The 20,187-nt window shown below is 40.6% G+C and carries 13 protein-coding genes and 2 pseudogenes; 9 read left to right on the plus strand and 6 right to left on the minus strand.

Going from position 1 to position 20,187, the window contains the following annotated elements:
* The 5 genes from HX743_RS13840 to HX743_RS13855 all read left to right on the plus strand — a co-directional run.
* Positions 1–452, plus strand: a 452-nt coding sequence (locus HX743_RS13840; RefSeq protein WP_178319499.1) for an IS3 family transposase, incomplete at its 5' end; no start/stop codon positions are given.
* A 319-nt stretch (positions 453–771) separates the two neighbouring features.
* On the plus strand, positions 772–1,863 hold the full coding sequence (locus HX743_RS16605; protein WP_236093735.1) for a VENN motif pre-toxin domain-containing protein: 1,092 nt from the start codon (positions 772–774) through the stop codon (positions 1,861–1,863).
* A 96-nt stretch (positions 1,864–1,959) separates the two neighbouring features.
* The gene (locus HX743_RS16440) at positions 1,960–2,586 is read left to right on the plus strand and encodes a hypothetical protein (protein ID WP_214129025.1); all 627 of its coding nucleotides are present in this window, start codon (positions 1,960–1,962) and stop codon (positions 2,584–2,586) included.
* A gap of 10 nt (positions 2,587–2,596) precedes the next feature.
* The gene (locus HX743_RS13850; RefSeq protein WP_178319500.1) at positions 2,597–3,559 is read left to right on the plus strand and encodes an Imm49 family immunity protein; all 963 of its coding nucleotides are present in this window, start codon (positions 2,597–2,599) and stop codon (positions 3,557–3,559) included.
* Between the two features lie 211 nt (positions 3,560–3,770).
* Positions 3,771–4,346, plus strand: coding sequence for a hypothetical protein (locus HX743_RS13855; RefSeq protein ID WP_178319501.1), 576 nt, complete (start codon positions 3,771–3,773; stop codon positions 4,344–4,346).
* Positions 4,347–4,687: 341 nt separating this feature from the next.
* On the opposite strand, the pseudogene HX743_RS13860 reads toward HX743_RS13855, so the two are convergent.
* Positions 4,688–5,458: pseudogene (locus HX743_RS13860) on the minus strand (M15 family metallopeptidase); the annotation flags it as partial.
* Here HX743_RS13860 and HX743_RS13865 point away from each other — a divergent pair.
* Positions 5,459–5,659: pseudogene (locus HX743_RS13865) on the plus strand (OmpA family protein); the annotation flags it as partial.
* A gap of 158 nt (positions 5,660–5,817) precedes the next feature.
* On the opposite strand, the gene HX743_RS13870 reads toward HX743_RS13865, so the two are convergent.
* A protein-coding gene (locus HX743_RS13870) for an IS3-like element ISAba20 family transposase (RefSeq protein ID WP_085945815.1) occupies positions 5,818–6,893 on the minus strand; the annotation gives its coding sequence in 2 pieces (ribosomal slippage) (positions 5,818–6,641 and positions 6,641–6,893; 1,077 coding nt in all).
* Positions 6,894–7,193: 300 nt separating this feature from the next.
* On the opposite strand from HX743_RS13870, the gene purL reads away from it, so the two are divergent.
* The gene (purL, locus tag HX743_RS13875; RefSeq protein WP_178319502.1) at positions 7,194–11,030 is read left to right on the plus strand and encodes a phosphoribosylformylglycinamidine synthase; all 3,837 of its coding nucleotides are present in this window, start codon (positions 7,194–7,196) and stop codon (positions 11,028–11,030) included.
* Between the two features lie 26 nt (positions 11,031–11,056).
* On the opposite strand, the gene HX743_RS16445 is transcribed toward purL, so the two are convergent.
* Entirely contained in the window at positions 11,057–11,188 is a 132-nt protein-coding gene (locus tag HX743_RS16445; RefSeq protein WP_256732322.1) for a hypothetical protein, read from the minus strand.
* Between the two features lie 51 nt (positions 11,189–11,239).
* Between HX743_RS16445 and HX743_RS13880 the strand changes: the two genes are divergently transcribed.
* Entirely contained in the window at positions 11,240–12,307 is a 1,068-nt protein-coding gene (locus HX743_RS13880) for a 4-phosphoerythronate dehydrogenase (RefSeq protein WP_178319503.1), read from the plus strand.
* The gene (gene epmA / locus HX743_RS13885) at positions 12,304–13,284 is read left to right on the plus strand and encodes an EF-P lysine aminoacylase EpmA (RefSeq protein ID WP_096902381.1); all 981 of its coding nucleotides are present in this window, start codon (positions 12,304–12,306) and stop codon (positions 13,282–13,284) included. Before HX743_RS13880 ends, epmA begins: the two co-directional genes overlap by 4 nt.
* Before the next feature lie 170 nt (positions 13,285–13,454).
* Here the strand turns inward: epmA and HX743_RS13890 are convergent, their stop codons facing one another.
* The 3 genes from HX743_RS13890 to HX743_RS13900 all read right to left on the minus strand — a co-directional run bounded on the left by HX743_RS13890 (position 13,455) and on the right by HX743_RS13900 (position 20,076).
* Positions 13,455–14,690 carry a multifunctional CCA addition/repair protein gene (locus HX743_RS13890; RefSeq protein ID WP_178319504.1) on the minus strand — a complete coding sequence of 412 codons (1,236 nt, stop codon included), beginning with the start codon at positions 14,688–14,690 and terminating at the stop codon, positions 13,455–13,457.
* A gap of 90 nt (positions 14,691–14,780) precedes the next feature.
* Positions 14,781–17,060: an NADP-dependent malic enzyme gene (locus HX743_RS13895; protein WP_004972754.1), complete on the minus strand. Its 2,280-nt coding sequence runs from the start codon at positions 17,058–17,060 to the stop codon at positions 14,781–14,783.
* A 145-nt stretch (positions 17,061–17,205) separates the two neighbouring features.
* Positions 17,206–20,076, minus strand: a complete 2,871-nt coding sequence (locus HX743_RS13900; RefSeq protein WP_178319505.1) for a bifunctional diguanylate cyclase/phosphodiesterase — start codon at positions 20,074–20,076, stop codon at positions 17,206–17,208.
* Between the last annotated feature and the right edge of the window lie 111 nt (positions 20,077–20,187).

Raw genomic sequence — 20,187 nt, forward strand, 5'->3', positions numbered from 1 at the left:
TGATGCTAGATTTATTTAGCCGTCGTATCGTGGGGTGGCAAACCAGCCATCGAATAGACCGCCAGTTGGTGTGTGATACGTTTAACTATGCAATGGCTCGTCAGGGTTATCCAACTGGTGTTATGGTTCATTCGGACCAAGGCTCACAGTACTGTAGTCGTGATTTTAGAGCGCTGTTACTGAAAAATGATTGTACTCAGAGTATGTCTAGACGTGGAAACTGTTGGGATAATGCAGTGACTGAAAGCTTCTTTCATACATTAAAAGGTCATGTGGTACATGGCAGTGTGTTTTCGACTCGAAAAGAGGTGAATGCGGTCTTGTTTGATTATATTGAGATTTATTACAATCGGGTCAGAAGGCATTCTGCAAACGGCTGGTTAAGTCCAGAAGCCTTTGAACAGAAATATTTCAAGAATTTAGAGGGATCGATTGTCCACGATACTGTCTAGGATCATCAACAGCTTTGTTGCACAAAGCAGTTTTTAAAGGCTTCTTCTGCAATATATTTTCTAAATGAAGAAGCCTGCTTAATAATGATTTGCAGGAGATGGCGGTTACCATGTAAAAGCAGGCCATGTAGACCTAAAAGGTGGAGCAATTGCATCTACTGCATCAAAAGAAAACAATGACCTCACAGCCAACAGCTTAACATTTAGCAACATCGAAAATGAAAGCAGCCATAAAGCGACAACCGTTGCACTTTCAGGTGGAACACGCTTTGGTGAAGAAAAAGGCACTGATAGTTCAGGTGAGACATATACCAACAACGTGAATTGGCGAGACAGCACAAGCTTTAGTCCAACTTTACCACAGCAAGATAAAGACAGTGACAGCAGTACGACCTATGCCACGATCAGCGAAGGCAATATCAATATTGGCGGTAAAGATACCACTGTTCAAGAACTGGGTATCCATAGCGATATCAATACCGCGAACCAACAAGTAGCTAATGTTCCTGACTTGCAAGCCATCTTAGACAAACAAAAGATTGTATCGGATGCCACAAGTACCATTGTTGCAGCAACACGCACTTATAGCCAAAACAAACAAGCCGAAGCAGAAGCACAAAAACAAGCAGCAGAAGCCCAAGCACTTGAAAAGCTAAAAGCAGAAGGTGGAGAAAAGTGGGCTGAATATAACAGTACAGAGGATTATGTAACGAAACAAAATCTTCTGAAAAATGCTTTACCAGCATACAAGGACGCATCAGACCAAGCCCAAACATGGGGCATGGGCGGCAATAGCAGTCGAGCATTGAATGCAGTAACCACAGCAATTACCGCAGCATTGGGTGGACAAACTGACTTACAAGTGGTGACCAATACCCTAGCACCGTATGCAGCTCAGGTGATTGGGCAAGAATTTGGTCATGGAGCGGATAAAAACACCGCAGCACAGTTAGTGTCTCATGCGATCTTGGGTGCAACCCTCGCCTACATTAATGGTGGCGACCCAACGGCAGGCGGAAGTGCGGCGGTGGCTAGTGAAGCAGCAGCGATATATCTGACCAATCAATATAAAGACAAAAAAGAATACCAAGATGCAAATGGAGAATTTCAGCCGAACTTACTTCCTGAAAATGTTAAAGCACAGATACGTGATTTAACGGCAGGTATTGGTGCTGTCATTGGTGGAGCTGTAGGGAATTCAACGTATAACGCACAATTGGCTGGTGTGATTGGGCAGAATGCGGTTGAGAATAATAATACTCTTGCTGATATGGTAAACGCAAAACTTCAAGGTAAGACACATGCACAAGTTGCAGAAGATTTGGTTCAAGAGGCAGATGAACTGTATCGGAAAAATAATTGTGCAGGATTAAGTACCACGGCTTGTAATACTAAAATGTATGCCGAGTGAAAAGAAGTACTTTGGCTAGCTACCGGTTTTCTTCCTGTAATTGGTGATATTCAAACACTAGCACAAGCAAAATCTGCTGGTGATGTGCTTTGGGCGATGGCAGAGATTGTTCCCGGGCTTGGCGAAGCTCGTCAGGCTTATAAAGTTGCTGAAAAAGCAGGTGACTTAGCTGGGATGAAAAAAGCCCTAGAACAAGGTGCAGCAATAGCAACTGAAAAAGGTTATGTGAATAAAACAAAAGTCACAGTAAATCAAACGGCACTAAAAATTACATCTAAAGCAGATCAAGATTTAGTTAATAGAATTGCTAAAGGTGAAGATAAGGGGGGAGAGCTGACTGAGCAATTATTTAATTCATTAGCAAAACAAAACGGATTTACTGTCATTAAAGGCGGAAAATATGGTTCAAATAATGGATTTGACCATGTTTGGGTTGCGAAAGATGGTAGCGTGACGATACTTTCAGATAGTAAACAAATTACCAATGGCACTGTAAAGTTAGATCCAAAGGCCGCAGGTGGAAATACACAATTATCTAAAGCATGGATTGATGCTGTTATAGATAATCTAGCTCCAAATGATCCAACTAGGCAAATTTTAATTAATGTGGATAAAGCAGGAAAGCTTAAAACAGCAGTGACAGGAGTAGATCGAGCTACAGGGCAAGCTGTAATTATTCCTGTTAATGTACCTGCTAAATCTAAATCAACTGTTAAAAAATAAGGGGGGATTTATGAAAATGAATATGATGTGTGCACGGCGTGAATTTAAAAATGCACAAGAACGTTTTGATCATATGACAATGGTGATCGGAAGTCATTACAAAAATAAAGAGCAGTTATCTTTATCTGCGGAGGACTTAAGTTATTTAAATGAACGAAAAGCTAATCCATTTGCAGTAATGTATTATTTTTCAAGAGAGATTGATGCGCATATGGCAGGTGCGTGGTTATTTGATCAAGATATTAAAAAATTTAAAAAATTAGCTTATGTTTATTCTAAGTTAAGCGTATTGAATAGTGTGACTCGTGATGATCCTATGCCGTTCTTTTTTCGTTCGGGTTATACGAATGTCAAAGAACCGATGTTTCATATGCTGATGAGTGATAGTACTGAAATCAGAAATTTTTTAATTCGAAACATTGAAGAAGTTGCGAATGATACAGAAGATTTAGAAGATGAGTACGACTTAAACCGTCAAATGATTTACAACACTTTACTGATGTTGGAAGGCAAACAATTAGAACGCTTAAAACAACGCAGTCAGAAAGTGCTTGATGCCCCAACGCCTAAAATTAAGCAATTTGCTAAAGAACTTGAACTGAGAAAATATGATTTTCAATTTTACATTGCATTTACAGAACAGGATGTAGAAGGAATGAAAAAAGCATTAGAGCCATTTTTTATTAAGAAAATAGCTCAAGATGCAGCGAAAAATACACTTGCCTATTATGATTTTTATTTACAGCCACAAATTGTCATATACGCAAAATTAGCTTCGATGCATGGTTTTGATTTAGGCATAAATCATGAAATTGCCCCTAAAGAATTAATTCAGTACGAGCCGCTTCCTCAAGAAGAATATCAAGATATTGTCGACTTTATGAAGCCATACAAACTCTCGTATCCGTATTCTTATTTGCAGAATTGGATTGATTACTATGTAAGAAAAACTGATCAACTCTTTCCTTCATAATTCAAGGCGCAACTAGGGTATGAGGTTTGCTTAATTAATTGAATTTTTATGCACGTGCTTGAATTTCATTAACCTAACTTTGAAACCTATTGCACTCAATTTTATTCCCAATGAATTAGTGAAATGTATTTTAGTTTTTATTTCTGATTATTTTTTTTATTTACCTTAAATTTTGGGTATTTTATTATATAAACATGTTGAGTCTACCTCTATGAAGTTCAATCAATACTTAATTCTAACTGTAATGGCTGTAATCACCTTTACGGCAAATGCAAAACCTACACAATTTTATAAACCTTATAAGAATACGAATACTGTTGAGAATATACAGCCTAAAAAATATCTTATAGAATCTGTAAGTGTAAATTTATCTAACAAGGTTAACGCTCCATCATTTTTAACCCAAGATCAAATAGAAGAGCGGTATTTGCAGAATCTGAAAAATGAATTAAAGTCAAAAGGCTTATTGGCCGATGAACTAACAACACAGCCTATCTCCTTGTCATTTGAAATAAAACAGAAAAGAGTTTTTGCTGGAGAAGATTTAAAATTTTTAGGTTCCAAAGCTGTTGGAAAGTATGCACATAGCACTTTGCAATATACATCTACGATGACGTATGACAATAAAGAGTTAGCAAATTATGTATCAGCTGAAAAAATTTCTTTAGGAAAAAGTGGAAGCCTTGGAAAAATTGTTAGAGATTTATCTGGAAGTGGAAAACCAGAAAATGAGTTAGAAGATATCGATAGTTTTGTACAGTTTATAATTGAACAATTACCTCAATAAAGATGAGTGAAATATGAGATTTTTAGATGAGTGAATAGACAGGGTGTTTAATAGAAATACGATTGGTTGAAGAAAATTTAAACAAATAGTTGGTTGAATTTTTTGTAGTAAAAATAGCAGTAAAAAATTAAATTTTAAATATTTTATTATTTAATATCAATTAATTGTTTTCTTAATTTGACTGTCACCGCTTCCGCCAAATTTTTAAAAGACCCTTGATTTTCAAGGGTCTTTTTTATGTCTTGTTATTTCACTTATGACCTATATCTGAAAAAGTTAAATATGATTAACTTGGTATAGAGGCTGAAAATTGAGTTGCTTTTGTTTTTACAACCCCTCAACTATCGCAATTGACCCTCTGCAATTAACTGTTCAGCCATTTCTTTGGTCTTTTTTAAACCAGGCATACGGTATTCAGTATGACCATAATCTTGGATTGATTTCCAGCGACCACCCCAAGTCAAACCTACCGATTCAGCCACCTCACCATACAGTTGATAGCCACGCATTGCCCAAGGATCACGTTCCGAAATAACAATTTTACCATTACGTTTAAAAGCAATATCGGCAGCTAAACCAAACTGATGATAACTCTGATAGCCTTTGGCGCGTGTAGTATTTGGATTAGTCGACAACATATTCTGACGACTTGGACTACGATAACCTTCAAGTAAGACCAGTTCATAACCGTGTTGTTCTCGCATAATTTTAAATACCATCAGCAGACGTTGCTTATAGCGTGGGTTGATTTTGTCCCATTTACGATCCAGTAAAGCAGAATCTAAATGTGCATGGCTATGAAAAACGGGCGTTTCAATACGAGCAGCATCCACGCTGCCCTCGGCGGAATGTTGTGCTTGATAGCTTTGTTCAAGCTGAGTCGTTTCTATGATTGCATCTTGAATCAAAATAGCATCTTCTTCTGGGGGAGGACTGAGCATTTCTCCCTGAAGTAAGGCATAAATTTGTGGGTCAGTTTCTTTTAAATATTCAGCTTCAATTCGTGTGGAATGAATGGGTTGGGTAAAAGCAAAAGTCAGAACACTGGTCAATAAAATTAGCCCCACAATTAAAATCCACCATTGCTGCACATACCAATGTGATTGTAGTTTACAGACAGTTCGGGCGATGCGCATAAAAATATAGTGTTAAGCCAATCACGTGCAGGCGCGGTAAAAAATTATTTGATCGATAAAGGTATTGCGATAACGCATTTAAGCACCGAAGGTCAAGGTTCTAATCAGCCTGTCGCAGACAATACAACGCCACAAGGACGTAAGAAAAATCGACGTATTGAATTTGAGGTGCTTTGATTAGTTGATATCGAGCAAGGCGGAAGTTGAGCGTCATGTCCTGATCTTTAGAGCATCTGTGTGTAAACAGATGGCATAGAAAATAAAAACAGCATCAATCATTAAGGGTAATACCCCCATTTTTAATTGAATTAATGGGTAGAAAATCTAAAGCCTTGTTATTGTTTAAAAATAGGTGGACAACCATTTACTGACATATGAGGTCGTTCATGATTATAAAAGTACTGCCAGTCAGTTGTATAGTCCTGCACCTCGCTCAAATCTCGAAATAAATATTGATTTAGACACTCATAACGTACTGTACGATTAAATCGCTCAACATATGCATTTTGCTGTGGATTGCCTGGTTGAGTAAATACATGCTCAATACCATGCTGATCACACCACTTTTCCATCAGCTCACTTATATACTCTGGGCCATTGTCGGTTCTAATGCGTTTAGGTTTACCTCGCCATTCAATGAGCTGATCAAGTCCTCTCAGCACACGTTCTGCTGGCAACGAAAAGTCAATCAATATATCCAATGACTCGCGATTATAGTCATCAATCACGTTGTGAACTCGATAACTACGTCCATCACTGAGTTGATCATACATAAAGTCCATTGACCATGATTCATTCTTAGCTGTCGGTACTGCAAGGGTTTCAGGCTGTTCTCGTTTAATCCGCTTATTAGGCTTGATTCTTAAATTAAGCTCAAGCTCCTTATAAATGCGATAGACACGTTTGTGGTTCCATTTGTATTTTTTAACATTACGCAAATACAGGAAACAAAGCTTGAAGCCCCATGTTTTATGATCATTGGTTAATTGAATCAACCATTCGGCAATCTGTTGATTCTCTTCATCTAAACGAGCTTTATAGCGATAACACGTTTGACTGACTTTAAAAATTAAGCAGGCCATGCTGATTGAAATCTTAAATTGCTCAGTAGCTTGCTGAGCAAGTGACTTTCGCTGAACAGGCCTTAAAACTTTTTTAAAAGTGCATCTTGCAAGATGTCTGACTTTAGCCGCTCATCAGCATACATGCGTTTTAAACGGGCATTTTCAGCCTCAAGTTCTTTAAGCCGCGTCATCATTGAAAGATCCATGCCGCCATATTTGGACTTCCACTTGTAGAATGTAGCAGAGCTCATACCATGTTCGCGGCACAAGTTCGGTATGGGTGTTCCTGCTTCAGCTTGCTTCAAGATACTCATGATCAAGCTGTCTGAATACTTAGATGTTTTCATAGAAAATCTCCTTAAATCAAGGTTATTCGATTTTCTACTTTTAAACTCAATTATTTTTAGGGAGGATTACCTAAGTAATTTCCACAGTGAGAGTGCTTTGTGCAATTTAAAGCACGAATCTTGAATACATTGATCTGAAATAGAGGCTTTAAATCAACATTCGGAAGTTTTACTGCCGAAACGCGCCAAGAAAACCATTTTCCATCTAGCTGATTATGGCATTTCACAGTAGAATATGCGCTCTCTTCAAGTCACATTGTGGCATGGTCCAAAAGATCAGCCCGTGGAGCCAAAATCAGCATGTTTATCGTTGCCGGTGCACCTGCACATTCATCTTTTAAGAAAACTCAACTCTTAAACCGTTTAGCGTCAATGAGTTCTGTTCAATCTTTCGATAGCCAATGGGTTTATTTATTTGACCAAGCGCTCGACGAGCAACAACAGCAATCTGCTTTACAGCTTTTAAACGATGGTGCATCTTTTGAATTACGCCAAGCTGCAAGTGATGAAGTTCAAATTTTAGTGACACCACGTGTGGGCACAATTTCTCCTTGGTCATCAAAAGCAACCGATATTTTTGCCAACTGTAATACGCCTGTACACCGCCTAGAACGCGGTGTTTTGTTTACCTTAAAAGGTATTACAGACGTTTCAAACGAAGTAAAACAAGTATTGCATGACCGCATGACCGAAAGTGTGTTTAACCACATTAACGATGCTGCAGCGTTATTTGTTGAAACTGAACCAAAACCTTTAAATAGCATTGATATTTTGGGTGAAGGCAAAGCGGCATTGGTAAAAGCCAACAGTGAGTTTGGTTTTGCCTTGTCTGATGAAGAAATTGATTATTTAACCGAAGCATTTATCAAGTTAGGCCGTAATCCGCATGACATTGAATTGATGATGTTTGCACAAGCCAACTCTGAGCACTGCCGTCACAAAATCTTTGGTTCTGAATGGACAATTGATGGCGAAGTACAGCCATTGTCATTGTTCCAAATGATCAAAAATACTTATAAAGAATCACCAACAGACGTATTGTCGGCTTACAAAGACAACGCTTCGGTGATTGTTGGTTTTGATACGCAGCGTTTCTATCCGAAAAAAGATGCTGCAACAGGTCACTACGTTTATAAATATAAGAGCCAAGCTGCCCACATTCTTATGAAAGTGGAAACACACAACCACCCAACTGCAATTGCACCATTTGCAGGTGCTGCGACAGGTTCGGGTGGTGAAATCCGTGATGAAGGCGCGACAGGTCGTGGTGGTAAACCAAAAGCAGGTTTAACAGGCTTTACAGTATCGAATTTAAATATTCCTGGTTTTGAACAGCCTTGGGAAGAAAACTATGGCAAGCCTTCACGTATGGCATCGCCATTACAAATTATGATTGAAGGCCCATTGGGCGGTGCAGCGTTTAACAACGAATTTGGTCGTCCTGCGTTAAATGGTTACTTCCGTACTTTCGAGCAAAACGTGAATGGTGAAGTAAAAGGCTTCCATAAACCAATCATGATTGCAGGTGGTTACGGCAACATTCGTCCAGACCATGTCGAAAAAGACCCAATTCAGCCAGGCGATTTATTAATCGTTTTAGGCGGCCCTGCGATGTTGATCGGTTTAGGCGGTGGCGCTGCATCTTCTGTAGATAGCGGAACCATGGGTGAAAATCTTGACTTCGCTTCAGTACAACGTGAAAACCCAGAAATGGAACGCCGTTGCCAAGAAGTGATTGATACATGCTGGCGTTTGGAAGATGCTAACCCAATCGTATCAGTGCATGACGTGGGTGCAGGTGGTATTTCGAACGCAATGCCTGAGTTGGTGAATGATCACGAACTAGGTGCTGTACTTGATTTGCGTAAGATTCCATCTTTAGAACCAGGCATGTCACCAATGGAAATTTGGTCAAACGAAGCGCAAGAGCGTTATGTATTGGCCATCCGTCCAAGTTCTTTAGAATTATTTGAATCAATCTGTGCGCGTGAGCGTTGTCCGTTTGCAGTATTGGGTGAAGCGACAGAAGCGCGTCATTTAACGGTTGAAGATCCACTGTTCAATAACAAAGCTGTAGATATGCCAATGCAGGTCTTGTTAGGTGGTACGCCACGCATGAGCCGTTCTTATGAAAGCATTGAGCGTCAAGGTGATGATTTTGATGCAGCTCAAGTTACTGATCTGAAAGATGCGATTTACCGTGTCATCAAGAATCCAACTGTTGCGTCCAAATCATTCCTAATCACGATTGGTGACCGTTCAATTACAGGTATGGTTGCACGTGATCAGTTGGTTGGCCCATGGCAGGTGCCTGTTGCAGATGCAGCAGTAACCACTACCAGCTTGCAAGGCTTTACAGGTGAAGCAATGGCGATGGGTGAACGTCCACCTGTAGCTTTATTAAACCCTGCAGCATCTGCGCGTTTGGCAGTGGCAGAATCTATTTCCAATATCATGTCAGCCAAAATTGACCAGATCAGCGACATTAAATTATCTGCAAACTGGATGGCAGCAGCAGGTCAAAAAGGCGAAGACCAAGCTTTGTTTGAAGGTGTAAAAGCCATTGGTATGGAAATGTGTCCTGCGCTAGGAATTGCAATTCCAGTAGGTAAAGACTCATTGTCTATGCGTACCACTTGGAATGACGAAGGTGTTGATAAATCTGTAACTTCACCAATGTCAGGTGTAATTACTGCATTTGCACCAGTGACCGATGTACGTAAAACACTAACCCCTGAATTGAAAAATACCGATTCAGTATTGGTACGTATTGACTTGTCTAAAGGTCAGTTCCGTTTAGGCGGTTCAATTTTAGCGCAAGTGTATAAAGCTATTGGTTCAGTAACACCAGATGTCGATAACTTTGACGAATTCAAAGCATTCTTTGCTTTGGTACAAGACTGGAATAACCGTGGCTTGATTCAAGCTTATCACGACATTGGTGATGGTGGTTTATTGGCAACTGTAACAGAAATGATGTTCGCTTCACGTTTAGGTGTGGCGTTAGAAGATCAATCTGTTGCGGCATTGTTTGCTGAAGAAATTGGTGCAGTACTACAAATCTCTAAAGCAGACTGGGCTAACTTAGCTGCTGAAGTTGCTGCATCTACTTTGAAAGATGCGATTTCGGTAGTCGGTACAGTTAATAGCACAGACCAACTTGCTGTAAATGGCTTGGTGCTTGAACGTGCCGATTTGCAAGCGGCTTGGAGTGAAGTATCACACCAAATCCAGCGTTTACGTGACAACTCAGAAACTGCTGATCAAGAATTTGCTTTGATCACAGACAAAAACCACAAAGGCTTAATTGCTCAACCGACATTTGACTTAAATGAGCCAGTTGAAGCGCCATACATCAACACACGTCGTCCTAACATGGTGATTTTACGTGAACAAGGCGTAAACGGTCATGTAGAAATGGCGGCAGCATTTGACAAAGTCGGCTTTAACACTGTTGACGTACACATGAGCGACTTGCTTGCAGGACGTGTCGATTTAGACGACTTTGAAGGCTTAGTGGCGTGTGGTGGTTTCTCTTACGGTGACGTCTTGGGTGCGGGCGGTGGCTGGGCAAAGTCAGTCTTGTTTAACCCGAAATTACGTGACCAGTTTGAGAAATTCTTTAACCGTCAAGAAACATTCTCACTTGGTATCTGTAACGGTTGTCAAATGTTGTCACAATTAGCACCACTCATTCCAGGTGCAGAAGCGTGGCCACGTTTCCATCGTAATACCTCAGAAGTGTTTGAAGCGCGTAGCGTTAATGTACGCGTTGAAAAATCGAATTCTGTATTATTGGAAGATATGGAAGGCTCGATTTTACCAATCGCAGTGGCACATGGTGAAGGTCGCGTCGTTGCACCAGAAGCTAATTTGGCAGCCTTGAACGCAGGCAACCAAGTGATTTTACGTTATGTCGATAGCCACGGAAATGCGACTCAACATTATCCAATGAACCCGAATGGTTCGCCAGAAGGTATTTCAGGCGTAACTTCAAAAGATGGTCGTGCAACAATTATGATGCCGCACCCTGAACGTAATTTCCGTGCGCTTCAACATTCTTGGAAACCTGAAGAATGGACTGAAGATGGTGCATGGTTACGTATGTTCCGCAATGCGCGTAAATTTATTGGTTAAGATTTAACTCGCTTAATCTATAGCAGTCAGCCACCTTCGGGTGGCTGATTTTTTTGCTGTGAATATGCAACTTTTATATAGACGTGCATGTTTCCACCTAAATGAATCGTCGGCTTGCTGTTCAACAATTCTGCATTAATCTCAACAATCATAGTCATCCTAGACAACTCAAGCTATCATAAACAAGCAAACACACATGGGATGGCGTTATGAAAATCATTGCAGATGAAAATCTGGCATATACCGATTATTTCTTTGCAGATTTGGCAGAAATAGAGCACAAGGCTGGACGCCGTCTAACGCATCAAAATGTGCAAGATGCTGATGCGCTGCTAGTTCGTTCCGTCACCCAAGTGAATGCAGCATTGATTCAACAGACCGCGCTTCAATTTATTGGCAGCGCGACCATTGGCACAGACCACCTTGATATCCCAGCCATCGAGCAGCAGGGCATTGCATGGTCAAATGCGGCAGGTTGTAATGCGCAGGCGGTGAGTGAGTATGTGATTACCGCATTGCTTCATCTCGAGCCTGAATTACTACATGCCAATCAAAACTTTAAACTTGGCATTATTGGACTGGGCAATGTCGGCTCGCGCTTGGTCAAAATGGCACAATTATTCGGTTGGGATGTCATCGCATACGATCCATTTGTGCAGTTGCCCAATGTGCAGCAATGTGACTTAGATGCACTATTACAACAGGCAGATGCAATTTCCATTCATGTGCCATTAACAGAAACTGGTGAACATCCTACTCATCATTTAATTAATGCAGCGCGTTTGGCATGTATGAAGCCTCAAGCCATTCTGATTAATTCAGCGCGTGGGCCAGTGGTAGAAGAAGCGGCTTTAATGCAGGATATTCAACATACTCAGCGTTTAGTGGTATTAGATGTTTTTGAATATGAACCTGAAATCTCTGCAGAATTATTAGATTTGCTTGCTTTGGCAACCCCGCATATTGCAGGGTATAGCCTAGAAGGCAAGGCTCGCGGCACACAAATGATTTATCAGGCTTTTTGTGAAAATTTTGGTTTAGATGCCACAAAACAATTTGAAACTCAATTGCCAAGCTGCGCGCAATATTTCAAAACCCAAGATTTGAAAAATAGTCTGCATGCACATTTAAGTCAAATTTATGATATTGCACAGGATGATGCCAATTTACGTGCCTGTGTCAAAGCGGGCAAAGTTGAGCAGCAGGCTTTTGATCATTTAAGAAAAACCTATCCTCTGCGTCGTGAATGGGCAGCACACGGAGGCCCGCAAGCATGAGTTCAAATCTCCAATATCAACCAACTTGCGACTTAAACAGCATGCGCGCACGTGCACAATTGTATGCACAAATACGCCAGTTTTTTGCGGAACGTGAAGTACTTGAAGTTGAAACGCCAATTTTGTCACAGGCAGGAGTGACAGATGTGCATTTGGCTTCAGTGCAAGCACAGCGCCATGTGCAGGGCAAATTGCATACGCACTATTTACAGACCTCACCTGAATTTGCCATGAAGCGTTTATTGGCCAGTGGTAGTGGTGCTATTTATCAAATTTGCAAAGTCTTTCGTGATGATGAGCATGGACGTAAACACAACAGCGAATTTACCATGTTGGAATGGTATCGTCCCGAATTTAGCCTGAAAGAGCTTATGTTTGAGGTGACAGATTTACTTAATCTGACGTTAAAACAACGCTTTGGCGAAGTACGTCCAACAGTGTTGAGTTATAAACACGCATTTATGGATCGTTTGGATTTAAATCCTTTACAGGCAAGTCTGCAACAATTGAAAGACTGCTGTCATCGTGTGGGTTTGCATCTGGATTTGGGTGATGACCGTCTAGGCTACATCGACCTATTGTTTTCACATTTTGTAGAACCAAGTTTGGGCTTTGATGCTCCTGTATTTTTAACCGATTTTCCACCTGAATTAGCATCTTTGGCTAAAACCAGAACAGATGATGATGGGGAATTGGTCGCAGCCCGTTTTGAGCTATATATCGAAGGTTTAGAGCTTGCCAATGCCTATGATGAATTGATTGATGCTACTGTGCTGCGTTCTCGTTTTGAAGCCGATAATGCAGAACGCGCACAACTTGGTTTACATGTGATGCCAATTGATGAATATTTATTGGCTGCGTTGCCGAACATGCCTGAATGTTCAGGTATCGCCTTGGGCATAGATCGCTTATTGATGATTGCAACTGAGCAGATGCGTTTAGAGCAAGTGATTAGCTTTCCTGCGCAGCTTGCCTAAAAGCAAAAGACAGTTTCTTATTTCAAGAAGGATTTATTTGAGCTAAAAAGCCGTAGCTTCTATATTTTAGAAGATTACGGCTTTTCGATCAGAAATTTAGGCTGACTTAAATAGGTTAAGAATGATAGATCAAAGAACGCATGTAATGACGTTCTATAGACTTAAATAGCCTAAGCAGTAGCAGCCAAGTGACGTGCCTTTAATTGCTCAATCGCTTTAATGCGTCGTTCAATCAGCATTTCACCAATATCGGGGCCTTGGACATCGGCAGGTAAGTCTTGCGCCTTAATGCTGCGTACCACTTGAATCGCTTCCAAAATATAGCTCGCTTGCGGATAGTCACGATCTTCCAAACCTAAACGCCCACGAGAGTCACATTCACAGGCTTGTACAAAGGCTTCTACACGCTCAGGACGACGCAAGACATCCAAACGCTGTAATAAGCGCCATAACGTGCCAGGCTTTAAGCTCAATGCTTGGTGGCATTTTAAATGCTCTTTACATACAGCAAGTGCAAGTTGTTTGGTATTGGTCGGTACGCGCAGGCGTTCACACACTTCCGTTACAGGTCGAATCCCACGTTCTTCATGCATAATGTGCCGTGGTAATTCATCGGCAGGGGTCAAGGCCTTGCCTAAATCATGCAATAACACTGCAAAGCGTACATCGAGTGAGTAATTGCCACGACAGGCTTGTTGTAGTGACATCATGGTGTGCACACCACTGTCAATTTCAGGGTGATATTCAGGACGCTGTGGAATACCGAATAAAGCATCTAATTCAGGAAATAAAACTTTTAAAGCACCACAGGCACGCAATGTTTCAAAATAAACATCGGCACGTGCTTCCATTAAGGCACGTGAAGTTTCTTTCCATACGCGTTCAGGTGTCAGCGCATGTAACTCACCAGATTCTGCCAACTCTTGCATTAATAACAAGGTTTCAGGTGCAACCACAAAGCCTGAAGCATGATAACGTGCCGCAAAACGAGCAATACGCAGCACCCGTAACGGGTCTTCTACAAATGCATTGGATACATGGCGCAGCACTTTATTGCACAGATCTTGCTGTCCACCGTAAGGGTCGTAGACATTGCCATCACTATCCATTGCCATGGCGTTAATGGTTAAATCACGACGGATTAAATCTTCTTCTAAGGTCACGCTTGGGTCGGTATGAAATTCAAAACCGTGATAACCGTGTCCAGATTTGCGCTCTGTACGAGCAAGTGCATATTCATCTTTGGTTTCAGGATGAAGAAAAACAGGGAAGTCTTTGCCCACAGGTTGAAAGCCTTGAGCCAAAAGTTGTTCGGGCGTTGCGCCAACGACAACATAATCTTTTTCGTGATAGGGATGCCCGAGTAAGTGATCTCGAACTGCACCGCCTACTAAATAAACTTGCATGAAAAAACCTCTATTCTTCAAGCAATCATGCTACAGAATAGAGGTTTTCTCAAGTCTATAATTCTGAGTCAGTCACTCAGAAATATAGGTTTATGCTTTAACTTGTGCTGTTTGTTGAATTTCAGCAACAGTGAGGGCAGTCATATTCACAACACGACGTGTCGTAGCAGTTGGCGTCAAGATATGTACAGGTTTTGCTGCACCTAACAAGATAGGGCCAATCGTAACATTGTTACCTGAAGTCGATTTCAACAAGTTAAATGAAATATTGGCAGCATCTAAGTTCGGCATAATCAACAAGTTTGCAGAACCTTTGAAGCGTGAGTTCGGGAAAGCAAAATGACGGATATTTTCGTCTAATGCTGCATCACCGTGCATTTCACCTTCAACTTCAAGCTCAGGTGCAATCTCACTCAAGATTTCAAAGACTTTACGCATTTTTTGTGCGCTAGAGTCTTGTTGGTCAGAACCAAAACTTGAGTGAGAAAGTAGAGCAACGCGTGGTGTCATACCAAAACGGCGTACTTCTTCAGCCGCTAAAAGTGTCATTTCAGCCAACTGTTCAGCAGTTGGGTTAGTGTTGACATAAGTGTCGGCAATGAACAAGTTGCGATCTTCAAGCATCAATGCGTTAAGGGTAAAGAAGTTAGTGCGACCTTCTTTTAGACCAATCACATTTTTCACGAAATCAAGGTGAATATCGTAGCTAGAATAAGTACCACATAACATACCATCGGCTAAACCATGTTTCACTAACATTGCTGCAATGAGGGTAGAGCGACGACGTGCTTCACGCTGCGCGTATTCAGGTGTAACGCCTTTACGCTGCATGATGGTGTAGTAATCATCTGCAAATTTTTCGTAGTTCGGGTTGTTTTCCTGATCTACAATTTCCATATTCACGCCATGTTCCAGACGTAAACCTAGCTTTTTAATGTTCGCTTCAATCACTGAGGTACGACCTACAAGGATTGGTTTAGCCAAGCCTTCATCCACTGCAATTTGTACTGCACGAAGTACGCGTAAGTCTTCACCTTCTGCATAAGCAATACGCTTAGGGTCAGTTTTTGCTTGAGCAAAAATAGGCTTCATCATAAATGCCGAGTTATATACAAACTCAGACAAACGCTGACGGTATGCAGAGAAGTCTTGAATTGGACGACTTGCTACACCTGAATCCATTGCCGCTTGAGCAACTGCAGGTGCAATTTCAAGAATTAAACGCTGATCAAGTGGACGTGGAATTAAATAGTCACGACCGAATGATGCAGATTTTTCACCATAAGTCGCAGCATCTGCTTCAATGTGTGCCATGCGTGCAATTGCGTGTACACAAGCAATTTTCATTTCTTCGTTGATGGTAGTTGCGCCAACATCTAATGCACCACGGAAAATATACGGGAAGCAAAGTGCGTTGTTAACTTGGTTCGGATAATCCGAACGACCTGTTGCCATAATCACATCTGGACGTACTTCATGCGCATGTTCAGGCAAGATTTCTGGGTCTGGGTTAGCCAAAGCAAAGATAATTGGATTTTCAGCCATTTCTTTGACCATAGCTTTGGTCAAGATACCCGCTGCAGAAAGACCAAGGAACATATCCGCACCGCTAATTACATCAGCAAGTTGCGTTCCTTCAATGTCTTGCATATAGCGTTTTTTCGAGTCATCCAAACCTTCACGTTTGGTGGTGATTAGACCACGCGAATCCGCAACAATGATATTTTCTTTTTTCGCGCCCAATGCACATAACAGGTCTAAACAAGACAGTGCGGCTGCACCTGCACCTGAAGCAACGATTTTGATTTCTTCAATTTTCTTGCCGTTAAGTAACAAGGCATTGAGTAGGGCAGAACCTACAATGATTGACGTACCGTGTTGGTCATCGTGGAACACAGGAATATTCATGCGTTCACGAAGTTTTTGCTCAATGTAGAAACATTCTGGCGCCTTGATGTCTTCAAGGTTGATACCACCAAAAGTTGGTTCTAATGCTGCAACAATATCTACAATTTTGTCTGGATCATTTTCAGCAATTTCGATGTCAAATACATCGACACCAGCAAACTTTTTAAAGAGTACGCCTTTACCTTCCATCACAGGTTTAGACGCCAAAGGACCGATATTACCTAAACCTAATACTGCTGTACCGTTACTAACGACAGCAACCAAGTTACCGCGAGCGGTATAAAGTGCAGCTGTTGAAGGATCACGTTCAATCTCTAAACATGGTGCTGCGACACCTGGTGAGTAAGCGAGCGCTAAGTCACGTTGGTTGACCAGCTGCTTACTTGGAGTAACGCTGATTTTTCCTGGTGTTGGAAATTCGTGATAGTAAAGTGCCTGCTGTTTTAATGATTGATCGTCCATCTGAATCTCGTGTGTGACAAGTTGGCCAGCGATGCTGGTGGTTTTTTTATGAATCTTATGGAAATATACCATTACTTGCCCTCTTAGCACAGACGTCACTGTTTATTTTTAGAACAAACTTGGAGCTTTTGGGTCTAGTTTCAGATTAAGGAGCGATAAGCGCGGATACTAAATTTGCTTTTAGAAATTGAGTCGCTTCACTTTCAGGCAAAGGCCTAGAGAATAAATAACCCTGTGCAATATCACACTTTAAATTCTGCAAATATTGGAGTTGTTGTTCAGTTTCAATTCCTTCAGCCACTACAGTCATGTCCATGGCTTTGCCCATAGCAATGATGGCATTGACAATGGCTTCTTGTTTGGTATTTCCAATTTTAGAAATAAAACTACGGTCAATTTTTAAAATGTCTATTGGGAAGTCAGTTAAGTAAGAAAGTGAAGAATAGCCTGTACCAAAATCATCTAAGGCAATATGAATATCACGTTGTTTAATTTCATCTAATAAGGACTTCACGGTTGTGGAATTTTCCACCAAAAAGGATTCTGTAATTTCTAATACTAAGCTTGCACCTGAAATTTGATAGGTGTTAATCGCATCATCTAAATCTTGAAGTAATTGACCACGTTGCAGTTGTTGTGCAACCACATTCACTGATACTCGAATATGATCAAAACCTAACAGGTTCCATTCACGAATTTGTTTGGCTGTTTGTTGAATCACAACTCGACCAATATCGGAAATTAAACTGGTTTGTTCTGCAATAGGAATAAATAGGTTGGGTGGAATAATGCCTTTGCTCGGATGCTGCCAACGTACCAATGCCTCAAACCCAACCACTTGATAGTTATGGAAATCAATTTTAGGTTGATAATATACAATTAATTCATCATTTTTAATGGCTTGGCGTAAGTCGCGCTCTAAATGTACATCTTGCTCTAGCAGTTTGGTGTTGTCTAAAGTGTAATATTTAATGGTATTGCCACCTAAACGTTTAGCCTCAGACAAGGCTTGTTCAGCACAATTATTTAGATAATCCAACTGGCGTCCATGTTCAGGATAGAGGGAAACCCCCATCGACAGGGTAATAATATGTTCTTGTCCCTGTACATTAAACGGCAAATTAAAGGCTTTGGTGATACGTTCACAGTGCTCTTCGATTGAAGGGCGAATGTGAGAAATTTCATAAACAATTGCAAAATCATCGCCATTTAAGTGTGCAACAAACAGCGCTTCGGCATTGGTGATACGTAAACGCTGCGCCACTTGGCGGAGTAATTCATCGCCACCATTATTGCTTAAATATTCGTTTAAAGGTCTGAAACGGTCAATATTGAGTCGAATGACCGCCAATTGCTGCAATGAATCTTGCTGTGAAATAAGATATTGATGTAGTTGATAATTATAATAAAAACGATTGGGGAGATCGGTCAGCGCATCATAATTTTCTAAATAGGATAAACGCTGTTCTTGTAGTTTCTGTTCGGTTAAATCAGACACAATTCCAATATAATTAATAATACGGTTTTGCTCATCTTTGACTGCATTGATATGCAAACGAACTTCTAATTCTTTTCCTGAGCGGAATTTTATACTCTTTTCAGTATGATATTCACCCTTGCTGAGTAATTGTTGAACAATTTCCTCTTGTGTCATGCGTGGATTTGCTTTGTTGGATTTGACTAAATCAAACAGATATTTACCTATAATATGGTCACGTTGAAATCCACTCATTTGTGCATAGAATGGATTGCTTTCAATATAGCGCAGGTTTTCATCTAAAATAAAAATACCTTCAGCAGCTTGTTCAAGTACGCTGGCAGTAAGTTTTAAGCGTTCTTGTGCAATCCGTTCTTGATGAATGTCACGGCGAACCCCAACCATGCGTAAAGGTTTATTGGTGACAGGATCACGCTCAATTACTCGCCCAATATCATGCACCCAATACCATTGACCTGAATTATGTTGTATGCGATAAGTGGTTTGATAGCGTTCTGTCTGACCACGTAAATGCTCTTTCATGGTTTGACGAAGGTGTGCAATATCATCACGGTGAATTAATTGCTGTAATTTATTCCGATGCTTTTTGGAATTTTTTAAACGAGTTTGTTGTGCGCCAGTCCCAAAGACAATGCTTCTTTCTCTGATATTCCAGTCCCACGCTTTAATACCTGCGGCTTCATGTGCCAAAATTAAACTATGTTGTTGATTGATTAAGTCTAGATGGGTTTGTTCTAAGTCAAAGGTACGTTCTCTAATTTTTTGTTCCAGCATTTGATTGTTAAATTGCAGTTGTAATTCAATATCTTTAGATTTGTTCATTTCCACTTGCAATTGTTGGCGGAGTTGATCTGTCCAGTCAACTTGTTGCTCTGCGGCTTTTTTTAATTGGTCGTTTTTAAAATTGACGCTCGATAACCGACGATGCATATGCATTGAAGTATTGGCACAAATGAGTAGGGTAATTAATGCAAAATTTGTTGCCAGAAAAAAGAAAGCAGAAGTTTCAGAGCGAATTAAAAACTGCGCGGCAATATTGGGCGTAATGACTGGAATGAATACCCAACAAAAATAACTCAAGCGTTGTGTTAAAAAGGTGAGTGCAAAGATTTGACTCACAATAATTAATAAGGCGGCTAGAATAATGGCTTCATGGATGTTCAGTTCAGGGTTTTGATGGGGTAAAAAGTAATACAGCAAAGTTACCCCAACTGCGATTGCAGTTCCGATTAAGAAACATACCAATTTTAACCAGCGATCTGCATGATGGAGTTGATATTGTCCTGCTTTAAAGTGAATTGCAGTGAGCAGTAAACACGAACCAATGGTCAGTTCAGTGAGAATAAACCAGATGTTGAGGTAGGGTGATGACTGTGAGAAGGAAATTTGATAAATAAAAAACACATACAGACAAACAATCAGGACGCTGACCAAAAAGAATCGAATAAGCCGAATGGTATTGGTGATTTGCGCAGCATCTAAGTATTGCTGCAACAATTCATCTTGAGCGTCTGACATACTTCCCCAAAATATAGTTAAATGATTCCATCATTTATATTTTAAATAACATTACGTTGATGCATAAACTATTGCGGTTTTGTGTTTAAATTCTATGCAAAATCTTTAAGA

Source organism: Acinetobacter sp. Swhac1, from assembly GCF_013390985.1.
Taxonomy (GTDB): domain Bacteria; phylum Pseudomonadota; class Gammaproteobacteria; order Pseudomonadales; family Moraxellaceae; genus Acinetobacter; species Acinetobacter towneri.

What these genes read in the sequence shown, in the direction of transcription:
- epmA (WP_096902381.1), top strand. Translation starts at nt 12,304, where the DNA reads ATGAGTTCAAATCTCCAATATCAACCAACTTGCGACTTAAACAGCATG.
- HX743_RS13880 (WP_178319503.1), top strand. Translation starts at nt 11,240, where the DNA reads ATGAAAATCATTGCAGATGAAAATCTGGCATATACCGATTATTTCTTT.
- HX743_RS13890 (WP_178319504.1), bottom strand. Translation starts at nt 14,690, where the DNA reads ATGCAAGTTTATTTAGTAGGCGGTGCAGTTCGAGATCACTTACTCGGG.
- purL (WP_178319502.1), top strand. Translation starts at nt 7,194, where the DNA reads ATGTTTATCGTTGCCGGTGCACCTGCACATTCATCTTTTAAGAAAACT.
- HX743_RS13855 (WP_178319501.1), top strand. Translation starts at nt 3,771, where the DNA reads ATGAAGTTCAATCAATACTTAATTCTAACTGTAATGGCTGTAATCACC.
- HX743_RS16445 (WP_256732322.1), bottom strand. Translation starts at nt 11,188, where the DNA reads ATGACTATGATTGTTGAGATTAATGCAGAATTGTTGAACAGCAAGCCG.
- HX743_RS13900 (WP_178319505.1), bottom strand. Translation starts at nt 20,076, where the DNA reads ATGTCAGACGCTCAAGATGAATTGTTGCAGCAATACTTAGATGCTGCG.
- HX743_RS16440 (WP_214129025.1), top strand. Translation starts at nt 1,960, where the DNA reads ATGGCAGAGATTGTTCCCGGGCTTGGCGAAGCTCGTCAGGCTTATAAA.
- HX743_RS13895 (WP_004972754.1), bottom strand. Translation starts at nt 17,060, where the DNA reads ATGGACGATCAATCATTAAAACAGCAGGCACTTTACTATCACGAATTT.
- HX743_RS13850 (WP_178319500.1), top strand. Translation starts at nt 2,597, where the DNA reads ATGAAAATGAATATGATGTGTGCACGGCGTGAATTTAAAAATGCACAA.